We start from the raw sequence: 23388 nt of genomic DNA on the forward strand, positions 1-23388 counted from the left end.
AATGAACGTAAAATATTGCATATTAACCATCTGTATTTTCATAAGCGGATTTTCCTTTGCCCAGAAAGGAGGAAAATATAAGCTTTGGTACGACAAACCCGCAAAACAGTGGGTGGAAGCATTACCTGTTGGAAATGGAAGATTGGCGGCAATGGTTTTCGGCGATCCTTCAAAAGAAAGACTTCAGCTGAATGAGGGCACATTCTGGTCGGGTGGTCCTTCCCGAAACGACAATCCTGATGGTCCTAAAGTGTTGGATTCTATCCGGTATTATTTATTTAATGGAAATTACAAGAGAGCCGAAATCCTTTCCAATAAAGGTTTAACGGCAAAAACACTTGATGGTTCAGCGTTTCAGAATATCGGCGATTTAAATCTTGATTTTAATAATCTCGGCGATGTTAAAGATTATTACCGTGAACTTGATATTGAAAAAGCAATAACAACGACTACGTTTTCCTCCAACGGAATTCATTATAAAAGAGAAGTTTTCGCTTCAATTCCGGATCAGGTAATTGTGATAAAACTAAGTTCAGACAAAAAAAACGCACTGAATTTCAATGCCGGATTCAACAGCGAACTGAAAAAAAATACGGAGGCCATTGATGCCAATACCTTGCAGATGGACGGACTTTCCTCAACATTAGATGGCGTTCAGGGTCAGGTAAAATTCAATGCACTGGCAAAATTCATTACCAAAGGCGGAACAACTTCAGTTTCAGGAAACGGAATTTCGGTTGCCGATGCAGATGAAGTGATGATTCTGATTTCGATTGCCACCAATTTCACAGACTACAAAACTTTGAATACTGACGAAGTTTCAAAAAGCAAAAAATACATTACTCAAGCAGAAACAAAAAATTTCAACACCTTATTTAAAAATCATCTCAACGCTTATCAGAATTATTTCAAAAGGGTAGATTTCAGTCTCGGAACTTCTCCTGCGTCACAATTTCCTACCGATATTCGTGTTAAGAATTTTGCCACCAGTTACGACCCGGAACTCGTTTCATTATATTATCAGTTTGGACGTTATCTCCTGATTTCTTCTTCGCAACCGGGCGGTCAGCCAGCGAATCTTCAGGGGATTTGGAACAACTCCAACAAACCGGCGTGGGACAGCAAATACACCATCAACATCAATACTGAGATGAATTACTGGCCTGCGGAAAAAACCAACCTGCAGGAAATGCACGAACCCTTGATTCAAATGATAAAAGATTTGAGCGTCACCGGAGCAGAAACAGCAAAAGTAATGTACAAAAGCCGTGGCTGGGTAGCGCATCACAACACCGACATCTGGAGAATTACAGGCGTTGTGGACTTTGCAAACGCAGGACAATGGCCGATGGGAAGCGCTTGGCTTTCTCAGCATCTTTGGGAAAAATATTTATACAGCGGTGACAAAAATTATCTCAAATCCATTTATCCCGTTCTGAAATCTGCGACACAGTTCTATGAAGATTTCCTGATTGAAGAACCTACCCACAAATGGTTGGTCGTAAGTCCGTCTATGTCTCCCGAAAATATTCCGCAGGGAAACAAGGGAAGTGCTTTGGCATCAGGAAATACGATGGATAACCAGTTAATGTTTGACCTGTTCAACAAGACAAAAAAAGCAGCACAAATCTTAAATGTAGATTCAGATAAAATTCCGGTTTGGAACACTATCATTTCCAAATTACCACCGATGAAAATCGGAAGATACGGACAATTGCAGGAATGGATGGAAGACTGGGATAACCCGAAAGACAATCACAGACACGTTTCGCATTTATATGGACTGTTTCCAGGAAATCAGATTAATCCTGTCACAACGCCCGAACTTTTTGATGCTTCAAAAACAGTTTTGTTACACCGTGGTGATGTTTCCACAGGCTGGTCGATGGGCTGGAAAATCAATCTTTGGGCTAAATTATTAGACGGAAACCACGCCAATAAATTAATAAAAGACCAGTTAACTTTAGTGGAAAATGACGGTTGGGGCGAAAAAGGAGGAACCTATCCGAATTTGTTCGATGCACATCCGCCGTTTCAGATTGATGGAAATTTCGGTTGTACTTCCGGAATTACCGAAATGCTTTTGCAAACACAAAATGGAAGCATTGACATTTTACCCGCACTTCCCGATGAATGGAAAAACGGAAATATTTCCGGACTGAAAACGTATGGCGGTTTTGAAGTCAGTATTGTTTGGAAAGATAATCAAGCTACAGAAGTTGCCATCAAATCAAATCTGGGCGGAAATTGCAGAATCAGTGCATCTAATGAGTTGCAATTAAAAGGGAAAAACACTTTAAAATTGGCATCAGGAAACAATCAAAATCCATATTTTGAAATTCCGAAAATCAAAGAACCTATAATTTCGCCAGAAGCAAAATTGAATGAGGTTAAAATGAAAGAAAGATTCATCTATGATTTTCCGACAGAAGCAGGAAAAACGTATACATTAAAAATTAAATAATAATCTAAAAAATATAACAATGAGACAGAGAATCATGCATTCGATTTTTTTAAGAAATAAACTCACTTTGGTGACAGCAGTTTCTTTACTTTCTTTAAGTAGCGTTTCAGCACAGACATTCTCAGACTTTTCCTACCGTGGAAATGATAAAATATACACAAACAATCCTTTGAAAGAGAATGAATTTTATTCGCCAATTCTTCAGGGCTGTTATCCGGATCCAAGTATTACCAGAAAAGGAGACGATTATTATCTTGTAAATTCTTCATTTTCAATGTTTCCGGGTGTTCCGATTTTCACTTCAAAAGATTTGGTTAACTGGAAGCAGGTTGGTCACGTTCTGGACAGGCCTTCTCAGCTTAAAGTAGAAAAAGGCGGTGTTTCTCAGGGAATCTATGCACCGGATATTAAATACAACAAATTCAACGACACTTTTTATATGATCACCACGCAGATTGCAGGTGGAATCGGGAATATGGTCGTGAAAACGAAAGATCCTGCAAAAGGCTGGAGCGAAGTGCAAAAACTGAATTTTGACGGCATCGATCCTGCAATTTTCTTTGATGATGATGGTAAAGCCTATATCGTTCACAATGATGCACCGCCAAAAGGAACTGAGCAATACAATGGTCACCGTGTCATCAAAATGTGGGATTATGATTTGGAAAAAGATCAGGTTGTTGCGGGTTCAGATAAAATTATTGTAAACGGAGGTGTCGATCTTTCTCAAAAACCAATTTGGATAGAAGGTCCGCATTTATATAAAAAGAACGGAAAATATTTTCTGATGTGTGCAGAAGGCGGAACAGGCGGTAATCACAGCGAAGTTATTTTTATGTCAGATTCTCCGAAAGGTCCGTTTGTTCCTGCACAGAATAATCCTATTTTGACACAGCGATATTTCCCGAAAGACAGAAAAGATAAAGTGGATTGGGCCGGTCACGCAGATTTGGTGGAAACTCCTGACGGAAAATATTTCGGAGTGTTTTTAGCGATTCGTCCCAACGAAAAAGGGCGTGTGAATCACGGAAGAGAAACTTTCATTCTTCCCGTAGACTGGAGCGGAAAGTATCCTGTTTTTGAAAACGGGTTGGTTCCAATGAAACCAAAATTAAAATTACCGGAAGGCGTAAAAAATCAGACCGGACAAAACGGATTTTTCCCGAACGGAAACTTCACATACAACGATAAACTGACCGATAAAAACCTGGATTATCGATGGATTGCAATGCGTGGACCGCGTGAAAATTTTATTACAACGGCAAAAAACGGGGTGAAAGTAACTCCTTTTGAAACGAATATCAAAGCTTTAGCTCCGGTTTCGGCATTATTCCATAGGTTGCAACACGAAGATTTTGAAACTTCCGTAACGCTTGATTATAAACCAAAATCTGAAAAAGAATTAGCCGGAATTACTTGCTACCAAAGCGAAAGATTTAATTACGTTTTCGGGATTACAAAGAAAGACAAAGACTTCTACATTGTTTTGGAAAGAACCGAAAAAGGAGAATCAAAACTGATTGCCAGCGAAAAAATCGCACTTTCAAAAACGATTAAATTACAGGTAGTTGGTGAAAAAGATGAACATCAATTTAATTATTCTTTGGATGGCAAAAACTTCAAGAATCTTGGCGGTTCCGTTTCCGGAGACATCCTTTCTACCGATGTTGCAGGCGGATTTACAGGAAGTTTGATTGGTTTATACAGTACATCGTCTAACGATATTGTGCCAAATTAATATTAAAAATGATCATCTCGCAGATTATGAAGATGAGGCAGATTTTAATAACACAATCGTCTGCCAAATCCGTAAAATCTGCGAGAGAAAAATTTCAATCAACAATCAAAATACCAAAGTTTTGAAAATTAGTAACCCTTTTTATATAGTTTCTTTATACGGATTTATCGGGCTGAATCTCCTTTCAGCTCAGGTAAATCCTATTCAGAAACAGCAGACGACAGCATTCACCAATCCTATCATTTGGGCAGATGCTCCGGATTTGTCAGTCACCAGAAACGGCGATGATTTTTATCTCATAAGCACTACAATGCATCTGATGCCGGGAGCTCCGGTGATGCATTCCAAAGACCTCGTACATTGGGAAATGTCAAGCTATGTTTTCAATACATTGAATGATAATTCCAAATACGATTTATTGGACGGAACGGTTTACGGTCGTGGACAATGGGCATCATCCATCCGTTTTCACAAAGGAAAATATTACGTTTTGTTTTCTCCGAATGACGAGCCTTTCAAATCTTATTTCTATGTAACGGACAATCCTGAAAAAGGAAACTGGAAACTGATTACCAGAACCAGACATTTTCACGATGCTTCGTTGCTTTTTGATGATGACGACAGGGTTTATGTTTTCACATCCAACAAAGTTTTTGAATTAAGTCCCGATTTTAAAGAAGTCATCGGAAATCCGGAAGGAACTGTAGTTTTTGAAAAAGATTCTTCGGAAACCGGACTTCTGGAAGGCAATCAGATTATTAAAAGAAACGGAAAATATTATATGATGATGATTTCCTGGCCAAGAGGCGGAAAACGCCGTCAGGAAGTCTACAGAGCTGATAAAGTGACCGGACCTTACGAAAAGAAAATCATTTTGGAGGACAATTTCCTCGGATTTTCTTATGCAGGACAGGGTGCTTTGATTGATGATAAAAATGGTAACTGGTATTCACTAATTTTTCAAGATAGAGGTGGAGTTGGAAGAGTTCCGATTCTGATTCCTGTAAAATGGGAAAATGACTGGCCTGTTTTAGGAGATAACGGCAAAATCCCTTTGAATGGAGAAGTTCCGCTTCCGCCGTTTAAACCAAAAAATAATATCGTAGAAAGCGATGAATTTTCAGATAAAGAACTGAAAATCCAATGGCAATGGAATCATAATCCTGTGAATGAAGCCTGGTCTTTATCCGAAAGAAAAGGATTTATGAGACTGAAAACCAATAGAATTGTTGATAATATTTATTTGGCTCCAAACACAATCACGCAAAGAATGACCGGTTCAAAATCGAGTGCTGTTGTTGCCTTAGATTTGAAAGGAATGAAAGACGGCGATGTTACTGGTTTCGGTGCATTTAATGGCGATTCAGGATTATTATCGGTTATAAAAGAAGGCAATCATAAATTTTTGACTTTTTCTACTAATGAAGTCAGTTTAGATAATAAAACAAAAGCCATTTTGAGGGTTAAAAAGGAAGAGAAAAAGCGTATTCCTTTAACTTCGGATAAAATTTATCTTCGTATTGAAGCCGATTTTAACCTTGGAAAAGACCTGGCAGATTTTTCTTACAGCACCGACCAGAAAAACTGGACAGTTATGGAAAAAGGGTATAAAATGATTTTCGATTACAGAAGGTTATTTATGGGATCAAAATTTGCGATTTTCAATTTTGGAACGAAAAGTACAGGAGGTTTTGTGGATGTTGATTTTTTCAGAGTCAGTAAAAGTTCAGAGTAAAATAGGAAGAATAATTTTTTTGGTAGCTTATCCGCCTTCCGCTCCCAAACCTAACGGAGTGGTTCGACGGAGTCAATCTTTTTTGCAGAAGATTCGGAATAAATTGAACTTAAATACAAGCAAAAAAGGATTTCCGCTCAAGTCGGGCTACGAGCAATTCGATGTAAAAAAAGTAATTCTAATTAATGCTCCGTAGGAATAAGCTGTTAATAGCAAAAAGTTGCATCATCAAACCAAAGTCTCGTAGAGGCGACCTGTCAATTAAGATTTAGAAAGTTGACCAGAAAAAATGTAAAAAAGATAAACCATTGCAGGTATTATTTTTTTGTCTAAATTAATAAGTGTAAAAAATACAAATAAAAATTATGAGAAATTCAGTTGTATTTACCTTAGGTTTTATTTTGTCAGGAATGTTTATTTCTGCACAAACTTTTGATAAACAGGCACCACAAGGTTTTGATATCGAAAAGAAAGAAATTCCTCACGGGAAAATTGACTCTATAAAATATGAATCAAAAACGGTAGGAACTCAAAGAAAAGCTTTGATTTATACACCGCCAGGCTTCAAAAAAGGAAATAAATATCCGGTTTTGTACCTGCTTCACGGCATTGGCGGAGACGAAAAGGAATGGTTCAAAAACGGAACACCACAGATTATTCTGGACAATCTCTATGCTCAGGGGAAACTCACGCCGATGATTGTGGTTTTGCCCAATGGCAGAGCGATGAAAGACGATAGAGCGACGGGAAATATTATGGCAAAAGATAAAGTGGAAGCGTTCGCAACCTTTGAAAAAGATTTGCTGAATGACCTTATTCCTTTCATCGAAAAAAAATATCCTGTTAAAAAAGACCGAGAAAACCGTGCGATTGCCGGACTTTCGATGGGTGGCGGACAAACCCTGAATTTCGGATTGGGAAATATTGATAAATTCGCCTGGGTTGGTGGTTTTTCTTCCGCTCCCAATACCAAAGAACCTCAACAGTTACTTCCGAATCCTGCCAAAGCGAAAGAATTAAAACTGCTTTGGATTTCGTGTGGTGATCAGGACGGATTGATGCCTTTCAGTAAAAGAACAAGCGATTATCTCACGGAAAATAAAATTCCGCACATTTTTTACATAGAACCGGGCGGTCACGATTTCAAAGTCTGGAAAAACGATTTGTATATTTTTTCACAATTGTTGTTTAAACCTGTTGATAAAAACAAATTTTCGGAATTTACTGTTTTTGGAAGTCCAGCCGAATCAAACATCAGAAATGCTCAGTTTCCACAGATTTTACCCAACGGAAAAGCAATTTTCAGAGTGAAAGCTCCGGATGCACAGAAAGTTCAGATCGATTTAGGGAAAAAATACGACCTCAAAAAAGAAACGGAAGGCGTTTGGACGGCTACTACGGATTCTTTGAGCGAAGGCTTTCATTATTATTCTTTATTGATTGATAATGTAGCGGTTGCCGACCCATCCAGCAAAACATTTTACGGAATGGGAAGATACGCCAGCGGAATCGAAGTTCCTTTTGCGGGAGACGATTATTATGCCCTGAAAGACGTTCCGCACGGCGATATTCGTATTCAGAATATGTATTCAAAAATTACAAATTCGTGGAGAAGAGTGTTCATTTATACTCCGCCGGGATATGATAAAAATGTGAATGAAAGTTATCCGGTTCTCTACATTCTTCACGGTGGTGGCGAGGATGAAAGCGGATGGGCAATGCAGGGAAAAACCAATCTGATTCTTGATAATCTGATTGCCGAAGGAAAAGCAAAACCGATGATTGTGGTGATGCCGGATGCGAATATCGGACCTGCCGGATTTGGAAATTTTGGTATCAGAAACCTTCAGATGTTTGAAAAAGAGCTGAAAGAATATGTAATTCCATTTACGGAGTCTGGTTTCAGAGTTAAAAAAGATGCGTCTAACAGAGCTTTGGCAGGACTTTCAATGGGTGGGATTTATACGTTGTACACAGGAATTCAGAACTCGGAAATGTTTTCTTCTCTGGGCGTTTTCAGTTCCGGATGGATGCTTCCTATGTTGCAGAACGTAGCCGATGATGAGTATAAATTCCTTGCTGAAAATAAGGCGAAATTCAATTCAAATATTAAAAATTTCTGGATTGCGATGGGCGGAAAAGATGATATCGCTTATAAAAATGGTCAGATGATGAATAAAAAATTGGATGAGATCGGTATTAAATATTCCTATTCCGAATATCCTGGCGGTCACACCTGGCCGGTTTGGAGAAACAATCTGTATCAGTTTGCTCAATTGCTTTTTAAAAATTAAAATTTAATTTTCAGTTTTTAAGCTGTTAAAATTTAATTCAAATCCATAATCACAAAATATGAATTTCAAAAAAATAAACATAAAAGCTTTAATTATTACCATTGTGGTACTATCAGGAATAGAGCAGAACGCCAATGCACAGTCGTATAAAAAAACGGATTCAGGCTTGAACTTTTCTACAGCTGATATGAATGTGGAAGTGAAATTTTACGGACCACACACGGTAAGAATTATCAAATATCCTTCAGGAAAATCATTTGTAAAAAACAGCCTGTCCGTTATCAAACAGGAACAAAAAACAAAATTCTCGGTTACAGAAAATAAAGATATTTTATCAATAAAAACGAATGATTTGCAAATATCCGTTAATACGAAAAACGGAGAAATAGCCTACAAAACATCATCAGGAAAAGAACTTCTGAAAGAAAAAGGAAGTGATTTTAAATCTTTTAATGATGCTGGTCAACCAACTTATTCTGTAACCCAATCTTTTCAATTAGAAAAAGAAGAGCCAATTTACGGTTTGGGTATTCTTCAAAACGGGAAATTATCACAACGGAATCAGGACATCAGAATGGTGCAGAACAACACTTGGGATTTTGTGCCTTTTTTCCAGTCTGTAAAAGGTTATGGCATTTTTTTGGATAATTATTCGCCAACTCAATTTACGGATAATGTGCAGAAAACTTCATTCGCTTCTGAAGTGGGAGAAGGTGTGGATTATTATTTTATGTACGGAGGAAATGCTGATGGCGTTGTTGCTTCAATGCGTGACCTTACCGGTAATGTCCCGATGTTTCCGTTATGGACGTATGGTTTCTGGCAAAGTAAAGAGCGTTATAAAAGTCAGAATGAAATTGTAGATGTCGTAAAAAAATACCGTGATCTGAAAGTTCCTTTGGACGGAATCATTCAGGATTGGCAATATTGGGGAAATAATTACCAATGGAATGCGATGGATTTTATAAGTCCCGATTTTCCTGATGCTAAAAAAATGATTAATGACATCCACGGAATGAATGCGCATTTGTCTGTTTCCATTTGGTCGTCATTCGGACCGATGACGAATCAATATCGTGAAATGGACAAAAAAGGAATGCTTTTCAATTTTGGAACGTGGCCGGAATCGGGTAGGGAAGTTTGGCCTCCCGATATGAATTATCCTTCCGGCGTGCGTGTTTACGATGCCTACAATCCCGAAGCCAGAGATATTTACTGGAAATATCTGAACAAAGGCGTTTTCAGCCTTGGAGTAGACACTTGGTGGATGGACTCCACAGAACCTGACCATCTTAGCCAGAAACCCGAAGATTTAGATACCAAAACATATTTAGGCTCTTTCAGAAAAGTTAGAAATGCCTATCCATTAATGACTGTTGGTGGGGTTTATGACCATCAGCGGGCTGAAACAAATGATAAAAGAGTTTTTATTTTAACAAGGTCTGCATTTGCGGGTCAACAACGATATGGCGCAAATACCTGGTCAGGAGACGTCAATTCTTCTTGGGAATCTTTGCGAAATCAGGTTCCGGCTGGTCTTAATTTCACCCTTACCGGAAATCCCAATTTCAATTCGGACATCGGTGGATTCTTTGCAGGAAGTTACAAAAAGGGCTGGAGCGAGAGTTTAGGTTCAAAAAATCCGATGTTTCAGGAATTGTATGTCCGTTGGTTGCAATATGGAACTTTCACACCGATGATGCGTTCGCACGGAGCTGATGTACCGAGAGAGATTTACCAGTTCGGAAAAAAAGGAGAGCCAGTGTATGATGCTGTTGAGAAATTCATCAGATTAAGATACAGTTTGTTACCCTATATTTATTCTGTTTCAAGTGACGTTTCTAAAAATCAGTCGAGTTTTATGAGAGCGTTGGCAATGGATTTTGCAGAAGATAAAAAAGTTTGGGACATCAATAATGAATATATGTTTGGGAAATCCTTCCTGGTCGCTCCCGTACTGAATGCCCAATATACCCCTGAAAAAATAGTGAAAACCAACGAACAGACCGGTTGGGATAAAAAAGAGGAAATTCAAAAAGGATCTTCTGCTACGGATGTGGATTTTACACAAAATAAATCGGTCAAAGTCTATCTTCCATCCGGTTCTGTATGGTACGACTACTGGACCAATGCAAAGCATAACGGCGGACAGGAAATTGAGAAAACAGTCAATATTCAAAGCATTCCATTGTATGTAAAAGGTGGAAGCATTATTCCTTTCGGTCCCGATGTTCAGTATGCGACAGAGAAAAAATGGGACAATTTAATTTTAAAAGTTTATCCGGGTTCAGATGCAGATTTTGTTTTATACGAAGATGAATTTGACAATTATAATTACGAAAAAGGCGACTACACCGAAATACCAATGCATTGGAATAACAAATCCCATACGCTAACTATTGACACCCGAAAAGGAAAATATAAGGGAATGATTGAGAAGAGAAATTTTACCATTATTCTTCCGGATGGTCAGCAGAAGACAGTTTCTTACTCAGGAAAAAATACTAAAGTCGTAATAAAATAACAGAATCCGAATTTTTAGAATTAATCGAAAAAAGAAGATATGCTAAAAAAAAAAATATATAAAATTTTCATTTTAAACTTCATATTCTGTTTGTCACAAAATGGAAACGTCTTCGCACAACAAACTTCGGGAATTACAGAGAATATCATTTCAAATGATAGAGGTTTCCCGATTGTTTCATCAGATGGAAATGCTACAAACATATTTTATGACTCTTCAGAAAACATTGCCGTCATTCGTGCTGTGAAAGATTTGCAGTCAGATATTCAAAAAGTGGCAGGTAAATTACCCAATCTTTCAACCACAGAAACTTCAGGTGAATTTGAAATTATCATCGGAACTTTAGGCACCAATAAATTGATTGACAAGCTTATTTCATCCAAAAAAATCAATGCTAAAGATTTGAAAGGAAAATGGGAAAGTTTCGTAATAACAACCTTAGAAAATCCAAAATATAAATCCAAAAAACAACTCATCATCGCCGGAAGCGACAGACGAGGAACTATCTACGGAATTTATGAATTATCAAAACAATTAGGGGTTTCTCCGTGGTATTACTGGAATGATGTGCCGGTAAAAAAACGTTCTTCGGCATACATAATTCCGGGATATTTTGCTTCAGGCGAACCCAAAGTAAAGTACCGTGGAATTTTCATTAATGATGAAGAACCGGCTTTTGGAACTTGGGCAAGAACCAAATTCGGTGGCATCAACAGCAAAATGTATGCGAATATGTTTGAGCTTTTGCTTCGTCTCAGAGCTAATTATCTGTGGCCGGCAATGTGGGGGAAAGCCTTTAATGAAGACGATCCGCTCAATCCGAAAGTGGCTGACGAATACGGAATCGTGATGGGAACTTCGCACCACGAACCGATGATGCGTGCTCAGAAAGAATGGGGAAATCACCGCAAAGAATACGGAAACGGCGAATGGAATTACCACACCAACAAAGATGCTCTTCTTAAATTCTGGGAAGACGGATTCAGCCGAAATAAAAACTACGACAATCTTGTCACAATGGGAATGCGTGGCGACGGAGACGAACCGATGAGTGATTTGGGAAGTGCCGAAGCCAACTTCAAATTGCTGGAGAAAATTATGCAGGATCAGCGTAAAATCATTGAAAAAGTAACCAAAAAACCTGCAAAAGAAACACCTCAGCTTTGGGCTTTGTACAGTGAAGTTTTGGATTATTACGACCAGGGAATGAAAGTTCCGGACGATATGACGATTCTGCTTTGTGACGACAATTGGGGAAATGTCCGCCGATTGCCTTACCTCGATACCAAAAAACATCCGGGCGGTTACGGAATGTATTACCACGTCGATTTGCACGGTGCGCCAAGAGCCTATCAATGGCTGAATATGACACAGATTCCGCATATGTGGGAACAGTTACAGTTGACTTACAGTTATGGTGTAGATAAAATCTGGATTTTGAATATCGGAGATTTAAAACCCAACGAATATCCAATGGATTTCTTCCTGAATATGGCGTGGAATCCGACTTCTTTTACTCAGGATAATCTTGAAAATTACACCGTAAAATTTGCGGAAGAACATTTTGGAAAGAACAATGCGAAGGAAATTGCAGAAATCATCAATTTGTATTGTAAATACAATTCAAGGGTTTCTGCCGAAATGATGAATCACAAAACCTACAATTTGCAAAGTGGGGAATTTCAGCAGGTAAGAGATTCGTATTTAGCTTTGGAAACAAGAGCTTTAAGACAGTTTTTGACTTTAGATGAAGCTTATAAAGATACTTATAAACAGATTGTTTTGCATCCCGTTCGGGCGATGGCAAATCTCTACGATATGTATTATGCCGTGGCAATAAACCACAAACTGGCTGAAGAAAAAGATCCGAAAGCCAATTATTGGGCAGATTATGCCGATGAATGTTTCGCCAGAGATGCCGAATACACCAAAGATTACAACCTGAATATCTCCAGTGGAAAATGGAATCATATGATGGATCAAACTCACATTGGTTACAAATCCTGGGACGAGCCGAAAGAAGGGAATATCAAACCAACTGTTTACAGAATCACGCCTGAAGAAGCAAAAATAGGCGGTTATATTTTCGAAGAGAAAAATAGCGTAGTTGCAATGGAAGCTGAACATTTTTTTGAAACTAAAAATCAAAAAAACACAAAATGGACGGTCATTCCTGATTTGGGAAGAACGCTTTCCGGAATTGCCTTGATGCCTTACACCCAGAAAACGGAAGGTTCTTTCATTAAATATCAATTTAAATTAAAAAATAATTCTTCCACTGTAAAAGTTCATTTTTTCTTTGATTCTACGCTTCCGTTCAAAAAAGATGGTCACAGTGTAAAAGCTTTTTTTGATGAGAATAATCCTAAAACCATCGGAATTAATCAAGAATTGACTTGGGCAAATAATTATACCAAAATGTATCCGACCTCTGCATCAAGACTGATTGAAAAAACGGAAACATTTAACCTTCCTGCAAATCAAAATGGAAATTATACCCTGACAATTGAACCATTAGATCCGGGAATTGTTTTGTATAAAATTGTAATTGACAATGGAGGTTACGAAGAAACTTATCTGAAAATGCCCGAAAGTCCTAAAAAAAGATAAAACCAAATCCTATGAATATTTCCAAATTATTTTTAACACTATTTTTACTCATTTCTGCAACGAGTTTGAGTTTTGCACAGAATCAAAAAGATAAGGTTTCTGCTCAGAAAGAATTTCGATATACCAACCCAATAACGAGAGATTCCACCATTTCTATGCGCGACCATTTCATTATCAAAGTAGATGATTTGTGGTATTGCGTAGGAACTTCCAACCCGGTTTGGACAGGTCCGAATCCTGGTGTTAGAATGTTGGTTTCTAAAGATATGATCAATTGGAAACAGCATTCATTCATCATTGATGCCAAAAAACTTCCGAAAGATTCTCCTTACAACGGACGATTCTGGGCACCGGAAATCCATTTTATTCAAGGGAAATATTGGTTGACCGTAAACAGCGGAAAAGTCACCAAAGAAGACCCGAAAGGAATGGCAACGCACAGCGTTTGGTTGTTTTCAGCGGATAAAGTGACAGGTCCATATAAATTGGTCAATGGTCCTTTGACGCCACAATATAACAATGATTCTACCTTATTTGAAGACGAAGATGGTCAGGTTTATTTATACTGTAGTGGTAACGGGCTTTTCCAAGCTAAAATTGATTTAAAAACAGGAAAATTGACTACACCAATAGAAAAATTTCTTGATAAAAAACAACCCGGCTGGCCGGAATGGATGGTTGGCGGAATAGAAGGACCTTTCGTCATTAAAAAAGAAGGAACTTATTTTATGTTTTTCTCCACCTGGACAAGAGGTTACGAAGTAGGTTTATTAAAATCAAAATCGCCTTTGGGACCTTGGGAATTAGCTTCTCCAGAACCAATTTTTGGAACTCGGAAAAAAGGGTACCGAACCGAAATGGCAAAAGAAAATGGCTACGAAAATCTCTTCTTTACCGATACCGAAGATCCTTATCAGGAAACCGGACACAATGCTCTTTTTATAGGTCCCGATGGAAATCTCTGGAATTCCTGCCATTATTTTATGTACGAAAAAAGACCTTATCCGTACAGTCAGACCTTTCAGCCTTGGGAATTAGGTCCGCAAATGGGAATCGAGCCGGTTCATTACAAAGACGGAATGTTCTACATCACAGGACCAACCTGGACAGAGCAAATCATTAAATATTAAATCAAAAAAAATTAATTATGATAAAGAAAACAGTTTTAAAATATACTTTAAATGTTGGGTTAATGCTTACAGGATTATCGTTGTCTGCCCAAAATCCCATCATTCAGACCAAATTTACAGCTGACCCTGCACCAATGGTCTACAAAGACACCGTTTTTCTGTACACCAGTCACGATGAAGATGATGCTTTCGGATTTAAAATGAAAGACTGGCTGTTGTACACTTCAACCGATATGGTCAACTGGACAGACCACGGCGTTGTGGCTTCATTAAAGGATTTCAAATGGACAGATCCGGAAAACGGAGCGTGGGCGCCTCAAGTCATCGAAAGAAACGGTAAGTTTTATATGTATTGCCCAATGCCCGGACAAAGGGGAATCGGTGTTTTGGTGGCGGACAGTCCGTATGGTCCTTTTAAAGATCCTATTGGAAAACCGTTGGTGAAAAATTCAAGTGATGATATAGATCCGACTGTTCTCATTGACGACGACGGACAGGCTTATTTGTACTGGGGAAATCCTAATTTATGGTACGTAAAGCTGAATAAGGATATGATTTCTGTAGACGGACCAGTCGTAAAAGACCCTTCGATTGCCAAAGTCAAGGGTTCGCCCGACCCGTTTCATTATCAGGAAGGACCTTGGGCGTGGAAACGCAACGGAAATTATTATATGGCGTATGCCTCAACGTGCTGTCCCGAAGGAATCGGTTATGCAATGGGTAAGTCGGCAACCGGTCCGTGGGAATTCAAGGGAATGATTATGGATAGTGACAAACGCTCCAACGGAAATCATCCCGGAATCATTGATTACAAAGGAAAATCTTACGTTTTTGGTTTCAATTATAATCTCGGAAAACAAACCATAAGCAAGCATTATGAGCGTCGTTCAATCTGTGTGAGCGAAATGATTTACAATGCCGATGGTACAATTCAAAAATTACCGTTTTGGAATCCTGAAGGCGTAAAAAGAATAGCAACGCTGAATCCTTATGAAAAAGTAGAAGCCGAAACCATCGCCTATAGTGAAGGCTTGAAAACAGAAAAAATGACCGAGTGGGAAAGAAATAATCCGTACGACACGGGCAAAAAAATTACCGACCGTCTAGTGGTTTCGTCTATTAATAATGGCGATTATCTCAAAGTGCAGGGCGTTGATTTTTCAAAAGGAACAAAATTTCTGGAAGTATCAGTCGCTTCAATGAATGGCGGAAGTATAGAAATCCATACAGACGCTGTTGATGGACCACTATTAGGAACTGTACAAGTTACAGGAAAAGCCGAAGGTGACCTCTTTAAAACCATTCAATCTCCGGTAAAAAATATTAAAGGCGTACACGATGTGTATTTCGTATTCAAAGGTAGCAAAGACCTTTTCTACTTTGACTGGTGGAAATTTAGTTCAAATTAAAAGTGATTTGAGTATTAAAAGTAATTAGACATCTCATTTAAATTTCAAAAATGTACAGATTTAAACTCTTTATTTTCAGTCTCCTATTGCTCGGATGTGGTCTGAATGCACAAAATGTAGTTTGGCTTGATGAGCTCGATCTCAGTGTTTCAACGCAAGGTCACGGCAAACCGGGCATCAATACTTCCGTAGCCGGAAAACCATTGACTATTGCCGGAGAAGTTTTCAAAAGAGGTTTCGGAACACACGCCGAAAGTTCTCTATTGATTAAATTAGATGGGAAAGCAAAGACGTTTACGGCATTGGTCGGACTTGATGATGAGATTAAAGAACAAACTCCGGCAGTGGTTTTTGAAATTTACGGAGACAACAAAAAGATTTGGTCCAGTGAATTGATGCATCTTGGCGACAAGGCAAAACCTGTATCGGTTTCATTAGAAGGCATTAATCAGCTGGAATTAGTTATTGCTGATGGCGGAAACGGTCCTTACTATGACCACGCCGATTGGGTCAACGCAAAATTTGAAACGACAGGAGTGAACACCTTAAAAACATTCAATCCAATTTCATCGGAAGAGTATATTTTAACTCCAAAATCTCCTGCAACACCACGAATCAATTCGGCAACAGTTTTCGGCGTGCGTCCCGGTTCTCCATTCCTGTTCAGAATTCCGGTAACAGGAGAAAGACCAATGACATTCTCTGTAAAAGACCTTCCGAAAGGATTAAAATTGGATTCACAAACCGGAATCATCACTGGGAAACTTGATAAAAATGGAATATTTGAAGTCAACTTAATCGCTCAGAATGCAAAAGGAAAAACCTCAAAAAAATTAAAAATAAATTGCGGAGACAGGATTGCCCTCACACCAACAATGGGTTGGAACAGCTGGAATTGTTTCGGACTTGAAGTTTCTGCCGATAAAGTAAAACGTGCCACCAATGCCTTGGTCAAAAGCGGTCTCGCAGACCACGGATGGAGCTACATCAACATTGATGATTCCTGGCAGTACAACCGCGATTCCAAAGACCAGGCAAAAATGCGTGATGAAAAAGGATTTATCATTCCCAACTCAAAATTCCCCGATATGAAAGGTCTTGCCGATTATGTTCACGCTAACGGATTAAAAATGGGGATTTATTCATCGCCTGGTCCGTGGACTTGCGGTGGATGTGTCGGAAGCTACGGCTACGAAAGACAGGATGCAGAAAGCTACACAAAATGGGGAATTGATTACTTGAAATACGACTGGTGCAGTTATGGCGGAGTGATAGACGGTCTGCCGGAAAACGACCCTTTCAAAGTTCCTTCCCTCGCTTTTCAGGGCGGAGGCGACCCGGAAAAAGGAGTAAAGCCTTTCAAAATAATGGGCGATTTGCTTCGTCGCCAACCGAGAGATATTGTCTACAATCTTTGTCAGTACGGAATGGGAGATGTCTGGAAATGGGGCGATAAAGTAAATGCACAGTCTTGGAGGACTACCAATGATATTACTGATACCTGGGCAAGTGTCAAAAACATTGCATTGGCTCAGGACAAAGCCACTCCGTTTGCAAAACCTGGCAATTGGAATGATGCAGATATGCTTGTCGTAGGTGAAGTTGGTTGGGGAAACCCTCATAAAAGCCGTCTGAAACCTGACGAACAGTATTTGCACATAAGCCTTTGGAGCATATTTTCAGCGCCGTTGCTCATTGGTTGTGATTTGGAAAAATTAGATGATTTTACATTAAATCTTTTAACGAATGATGAAGTTATAGCAGTCAATCAGGATGCACTGGGAAAACAAGGGAAGTGTCTGCAAACTATCGGAGAACTGAAAATTTATGTAAAAGAACTGGAAGACGGAAGCAAAGCGGTTGCATTTGCCAATTTCGGAAGGGAAAAATTGAATATTTCTTACAAAGATTTTTCAAAACTTGGAATATCAGGAAAACAAATCATCCGTGATTTATGGAGACAAAAAGATATTGCAAAATTAAATACAACTAACGAAAGCCTACCACTGGATATTCCGGCACACGGTGTGGCTTATTATAAATTTAACGGAATTAAATAATCACATTCTAAAGTATTTTATATGAACTGGAAAACGATCATCTACCTTTTTATTCTGTTTCCTTTAATGGTGAACGGACAAGCCTATATCAATCATACCGTCAATAAAGATGGTATGATGGTGAAACTGTCAGAAGGTTTTTTGAAAATAAACCCGGTTCATAAAAATGCAGTCAGGATACAATGGATAAAAGACTTACCGATAGAAGAGCGTGAGTTTGTTCTTGTGAACAAGCAGGAAATTCCAAAATTTAAATGTTCGGAGAATAAAGATTTTTTAAAGCTTAAATCCGGAAACGTTACCGTTTTGCTTGATAAAAAAAATTCAAGGCTTACTTTTCTTGATAAAAAAGGAAAAGTGTTGCTGTCTGAAGCAATTAATAGTCGAAAATTAACAGACAACACCGTTTCATCCGAACCTTGCTATATTGCAGAACAAGGTTTTGAAACAACACCTGATGAATATCTTTTCGGGTTGGGACAGTTTCAGGATGGTCATTATAATTTAAAAAATATCAGCAGAAAACTGATTCAGGTCAATAGCCAGATTGCTTTGCCTTTCCTGTATTCCTCCAAAGGATATGGGATTTTGTGGCATCAGTACGGCTTATCGTGGTTCAATCTGGCGGATAATAATATATTGCTTGAAAAGGATTCATCTTCCAAAGGAGAAGAAAAAGAAGTGACCACGACCAGCGGAACCGTGAAGGTTTCCCAACAGCAGGCTTCATACAAAGGCAAATTATCCTTAAACAAAGATTCAGAATATACGTTTATGCTGGATTTAGGTGATATGGATAATCGCCATCTTTTGGTGATTGACGGAAAACCGGTGATTGACCAGTCCAATCTATGGCTACCTCCAGCTGTAAGCACAAAAATTAGTTTGAAAGCTGGTGAACATCAGATCCAGGTCGTTTGTAAAGCCACCAACACGCCAACTTTGAAATGGAGCGAAGCGGGCAATCTCACAACTTTCCGCTCTCCAAACAGCAAAGCTTTGGATTATGTTTTTTTTGCAGGCAATGATACCGATGAGGTGATAGAAGCATATCGTGAAATTTCAGGTGAAGTTCCTATGCTTCCGAAATGGGCTTTTGGATATTGGCAGTGCCGTGAACGATACACTTCGGCATCGCATCTTGTTGAGACCGTGAAAGAATTCAGAAAAAGAAAATTGCCGATGGATGTGATTGTCCAGGATTGGCAATATTGGGGAAAATATGGATGGGGTGTTCCTAAATTTGATGAACAGAATTACCCTGATCCGCAACAGTTTATTAAAGAATTACATCAGTTAAATTCAAAATTCTCCGTATCAGTATGGGAAAATTTAGATAAAAAATCGGTCGTTGCAAAAGATTATGAGGGTCTTTACATTCCGGACAGTCCTTGGATTGATATCTATAATCCGAAAACCCAAAACGTTCATTGGAATGCTTTAAATGATAACCTTTTTAAATATGGAGTCGATTCCTGGTGGATGGATGCCACAGAACCGGAAAATGATGCATTGGCGGGGAAAAAAACGTATTTCGGAGCCGGTGAATTTTACAGATTGACTTATCCTTTGTTCGTAAGCCAGGCAGTTTATGAAGGTCAAAGGAAAACAAATCCCGATAAAAGAGTGGTGATATTAACACGGTCAGCCTTTCCGGGTCAGCAACGTTACGGGACTATCAATTGGTCGGGAGACATCGGCTGGGATTGGGATACCTACAAAAGGCAGATTGTTGCCGAACTCAATTATTCTTTGACCGGAATGCCTTATTGGACAACCGATATCGGTGGCTTTTTCCGACCAGGCTCTTCTCAGTATACCGACCCGAAATACCACGATATTTTGATGCGTTGGTTTCAGTGGGGTGTCTTTTGTCCGATTTTCAGAACTCACGGCTATCAATCCGAAACAGAACCTTGGAAATACGGTGATAAAGTGGAAGGAGAAATGCGTGAATTAATCAATCTGCGATATCAGTTGTTGCCATATATCTACAGTCAGTCGTGGGAAGTATCTCACAATAATTCTACGATAATGCGTCCGATGGTGATGGATTTCAAAGATGATTCGGAGGCTCTGAAACAGGCTTATCAGTATATGTTCGGGAAGTCTATATTGGTTGCTCCTGTTACAATGCCGGAAGCAAAAGATTGGAAAGTATATCTTCCGAATGGAACTTCCTGGTATGACTTCTGGACGGATAAAAGCTATGACGGCGGACAAAATATAACCGCTGATGCTTCAAAAAACAAAATCCCTTTGTTTACTAAATCAGGTTCTATCATCCCTTCCGGACCGATAATGCAATATTCTTCCGAAAAATCAAATGAAACAATGACGATTAAAGTTTATTCAGGCAAAAACGGTTTTTTTGAACTTTATGAAGATGAAGGCGATAACTACAATTACGAAAAAGGAAATTACAGCATAATTCCATTTACCTGGAACGAAAAAAACAAAACTTTGAAGATTGGCTCACGTCAGGGAACTTTTGAAGGAATCACAGAAAAAAGAACTTTCAACATCAGTGTAATTGGATTGAATGGTAAAACAATAAACAAGACGGTTTTGTATGAAGGTAGTGCTGTAAAGTCAGAATTTTAATGAAAATAAATCTAACTATGAAAAAAATAAAAATAATAACCAGTTTGGTTTTATGCAGTTTAAGTGCATCGATATTTGCTCAGAATCCGGTGATCCAGACCCATTTTTCACCAGATCCGGCGCCAATGGTGTACAAAGATAAAATGTATGTCTACACAGGTGACGACATTCCGGGGTTTGATTTTTATTATATGACAAAATGGAGGGTACATTCATCTGAAGATATGGTCAACTGGACAGATCACGGTGTTCCTATTTCCCTAGAGTCTTTCAGTTGGGCTCGTGACCGCGCCTGGGCATCACAATGTATACAGCGAAACGGCAAATTTTATTGGTACATCTGTGCTCAAACCGTTAATAATGATATGGCAATCGGAGTTGCTGTTTCGGATAGTCCAACAGGACCATTTAAAGATGCGCTTGGAAAACCGCTGATTACAACGGGAAGCTGGGACAATATCGATCCGACGACTTTTATAGATGATGACGGGCAAGCCTATCTCTATTGGGGTAATGGCCATCTTTTTTATGTGAAACTTAATAAAGATATGGTTTCTTACGCAGGAAAAATTACTGAAATTCCGCAGTCGGTGGATTCATTTGGTGGACTCAGAAGACCCGGAAAAAGTGATGAGGTTTTGCAAAAGCAAGAGAAATTTGAAGATGTTTTCGTGGAAGGACCTTGGTTTTATAAGCGTAATAAACAATATTATATGATGTATGCCGGAATGACGGGACGTACAGAATGTCTTTCTTACGCCACGAGCTCATCACCAATAGGTCCCTGGAAGTATCAGGGCAAAATAATGACCGACCAGCCGACCAACAGCTTCACCAACCACGGCGGAATCATTGATTTCAAAGGGAAATCCTATCTGTTCTATCACACCGGATTATTGCCGGGTGCGGGAAGTTATGGAAGGTCGACTGCGATTGAAGAATTCAAATATAATTCAGATGGTAGCATTCCGAAAATCACAATGACCAAAGAAGGCATTAACCCTGTGGCAACCGTAAATCCTTACAAAAGAAACGAAGCAGAAATGATGGCTTGGTCCGAGAAATGCAAAACTACCGAAAATAAGAAAACCGGAGTGTATGTAACTGAAACCCGAGTGAATGGATTCATTAAAGTCCGTTCCGTAGATTTCGGAAATCAGGGAGCTTCTGCGTTTTCAGCATCAATAGCTTCCGGGATTGATGGCGGAATTCTGGAAGTGCATTTGGACAGTGTCACGGGAATAAAATTAGCACAAATTGACGTACCGAGAACAGGAGGATGGGACGACTGGAAAACGTTAACTGCACAGATTTCAGAATCCGTTTCAGGCGTTCACGATGTGTATTTTGTCTTTCAGGGAAAAAATATCACAGCGGGTCGGGAGCTTTTTAATTTTGATTATTGGAGCTTTCAGAAGAAGTAATGTTGAATATTAATTAATTTTAAAATGAAAATCAATACCATAAAATCTATATTGAGTGCTCTGTTTCTCGGAGTGGTAGGAAATTTGTCTGCACAGAATCCCATCATTCAGACTGCATTTACAGCCGATCCGGCTCCAATGGTTTTCAATGATCGTTTGTATGTGTACACGAGTCACGATGAAGACGATTCTACGTGGTTTACGATGAACGACTGGAAACTGTTTTCCACCAATGATATGGTCAATTGGACAGATCACGGTGTTGTTTTATCGTATAAAGATTTTGATTGGGCAAAACGTGATGCCTGGGCATCGCAATGTATCGAAAGAAACGGCAAATTCTTTATGTATGTACCGATGATTTCTAAAACCAATAACAAAGGAGCGATTGGTGTTGCGGTTGCCGACAGTCCGTTTGGTCCGTTTCACGACCCGTTGGGAAAACCGCTTGTTCAGAGCGAATGGGGAGATATCGACCCGACGGTTTTTATAGACGATGACGGTCAGGCACATCTGTATTGGGGAAATCCAAAACTTAAATATGTAAAGCTGAATGAAGATATGATTTCTTATTCCGGCGATATTGTTGAGGTTCCGATGACCGAAGAATCTTTCGGAAAAAGAGAAGGAAATCCGGAAAGACCAACGAAATATGAAGAAGGTCCGTGGCTGTACAAACGCAAAAATTTATATTATCTCTTTTGGCCCGGCGGTGCACTTCCAGAGTTTATAGGTTACTCCACCAGCAAAAATCCGCAAGGTCCTTGGAAATACGGCGGAATCATAATGCCTGCCGAGGGAAAATCTTTTACCAATCATCCCGGAGTGATTGATTTCAGAGGGAAAACCTATTTTTTCTATCACAACGGTGCTTTGCCAGGCGGAAGTGGATTCACAAGGTCGGTCAGTGTGCAGGAATTAGAATTTAATAAAGACGGTTCTATTTCACCTTTCAAAATGACCAATGGTATTACGAAAGCTATTGCAACCGTTAATCCTTACGCATTCAATCAGGCGGAGATGATTTCGTGGTCGGAAAATGTAAAATCTTATCAGAATAAAGTCGCAGGAGTTTTCATTAAAGCAAAGAAAAATGGAGCTTACACAAGCGTAAAAAATATTGATTTTGGGAAAGATGGCGCAACAACTTTTTCTGCAAGAGTCGGAACCACGCATAACAGCGGAGTAACAATGGACGTTCGTTTAGACAGTTTCGATGGACCGATTGCAGGAACTGTAAAAGTCCCGATGACTGGCGGAGACGACCGATATGAAACCGTTAAAATTAATGTATCCAACAAAATTACAGGTATTCATAATCTTTATTTCGTGTTCAATGGCAAAGCGGAAAAAGACATTATGTTTTTCGATTATTGGATGTTTTCAAAATAAATTA

General features: G+C 39.0%; 12 protein-coding genes. All 12 read left to right on the top strand.

The annotated features are described in order from the left end of the window. Window position 1: 1 nt before the first annotated feature. The 12 genes from H561_RS0121000 to H561_RS0121060 all read left to right on the top strand — a co-directional run bounded on the left by H561_RS0121000 (window position 2) and on the right by H561_RS0121060 (window position 23384). Window positions 2-2464: a glycoside hydrolase family 95 protein gene (locus H561_RS0121000; protein WP_027388733.1), complete on the top strand. Its 2463-nt coding sequence runs from the start codon at window positions 2-4 to the stop codon at window positions 2462-2464. A gap of 19 nt (window positions 2465-2483) precedes the next feature. Beyond that, window positions 2484-4202 (top strand): glycoside hydrolase family 43 protein, encoded by a 1719-nt coding sequence (locus H561_RS0121005; RefSeq protein WP_027388734.1) that lies wholly within the window; start codon window positions 2484-2486, stop codon window positions 4200-4202. Window positions 4203-4323: 121 nt separating this feature from the next. Beyond that, on the top strand, window positions 4324-5937 hold the full coding sequence (locus tag H561_RS0121010) for a glycoside hydrolase family 43 protein (RefSeq protein ID WP_034763097.1): 1614 nt from the start codon (window positions 4324-4326) through the stop codon (window positions 5935-5937). A 365-nt stretch (window positions 5938-6302) separates the two neighbouring features. Then, complete coding sequence (locus H561_RS0121020; RefSeq protein WP_027388737.1) at window positions 6303-8231, top strand: alpha/beta hydrolase; 1929 nt, start codon at window positions 6303-6305, stop codon at window positions 8229-8231. Between the two features lie 58 nt (window positions 8232-8289). Then, window positions 8290-10755: a glycoside hydrolase family 31 protein gene (locus H561_RS0121025; RefSeq protein ID WP_081411711.1), complete on the top strand. Its 2466-nt coding sequence runs from the start codon at window positions 8290-8292 to the stop codon at window positions 10753-10755. A 90-nt stretch (window positions 10756-10845) separates the two neighbouring features. After that, window positions 10846-13365, top strand: coding sequence for a glycosyl hydrolase 115 family protein (locus H561_RS0121030; protein ID WP_228372324.1), 2520 nt, complete (start codon window positions 10846-10848; stop codon window positions 13363-13365). An 11-nt stretch (window positions 13366-13376) separates the two neighbouring features. Then, on the top strand, window positions 13377-14495 hold the full coding sequence (locus tag H561_RS0121035) for a glycoside hydrolase family 43 protein (protein ID WP_081411712.1): 1119 nt from the start codon (window positions 13377-13379) through the stop codon (window positions 14493-14495). Window positions 14496-14512: 17 nt separating this feature from the next. Further along, window positions 14513-15904, top strand: a complete 1392-nt coding sequence (locus H561_RS0121040; RefSeq protein ID WP_051349486.1) for a glycoside hydrolase family 43 protein — start codon at window positions 14513-14515, stop codon at window positions 15902-15904. A 50-nt stretch (window positions 15905-15954) separates the two neighbouring features. Beyond that, window positions 15955-17964, top strand: a complete 2010-nt coding sequence (locus H561_RS0121045) for an NPCBM/NEW2 domain-containing protein (protein WP_027388742.1) — start codon at window positions 15955-15957, stop codon at window positions 17962-17964. A 21-nt stretch (window positions 17965-17985) separates the two neighbouring features. Further along, window positions 17986-20568 carry a glycoside hydrolase family 31 protein gene (locus tag H561_RS0121050; protein WP_027388743.1) on the top strand — a complete coding sequence of 861 codons (2583 nt, stop codon included), beginning with the start codon at window positions 17986-17988 and terminating at the stop codon, window positions 20566-20568. Window positions 20569-20585: 17 nt separating this feature from the next. Further along, entirely contained in the window at window positions 20586-21992 is a 1407-nt protein-coding gene (locus H561_RS0121055; RefSeq protein ID WP_027388744.1) for a glycoside hydrolase family 43 protein, read from the top strand. Between the two features lie 24 nt (window positions 21993-22016). Next, window positions 22017-23384 carry a glycoside hydrolase family 43 protein gene (locus tag H561_RS0121060; RefSeq protein WP_027388745.1) on the top strand — a complete coding sequence of 456 codons (1368 nt, stop codon included), beginning with the start codon at window positions 22017-22019 and terminating at the stop codon, window positions 23382-23384. The last annotated feature ends 4 nt before the right edge of the window (window positions 23385-23388 follow it).

Source organism: Chryseobacterium gregarium DSM 19109, from assembly GCF_000430845.1.
In the GTDB taxonomy this organism is placed as follows: domain Bacteria; phylum Bacteroidota; class Bacteroidia; order Flavobacteriales; family Weeksellaceae; genus Chryseobacterium; species Chryseobacterium gregarium.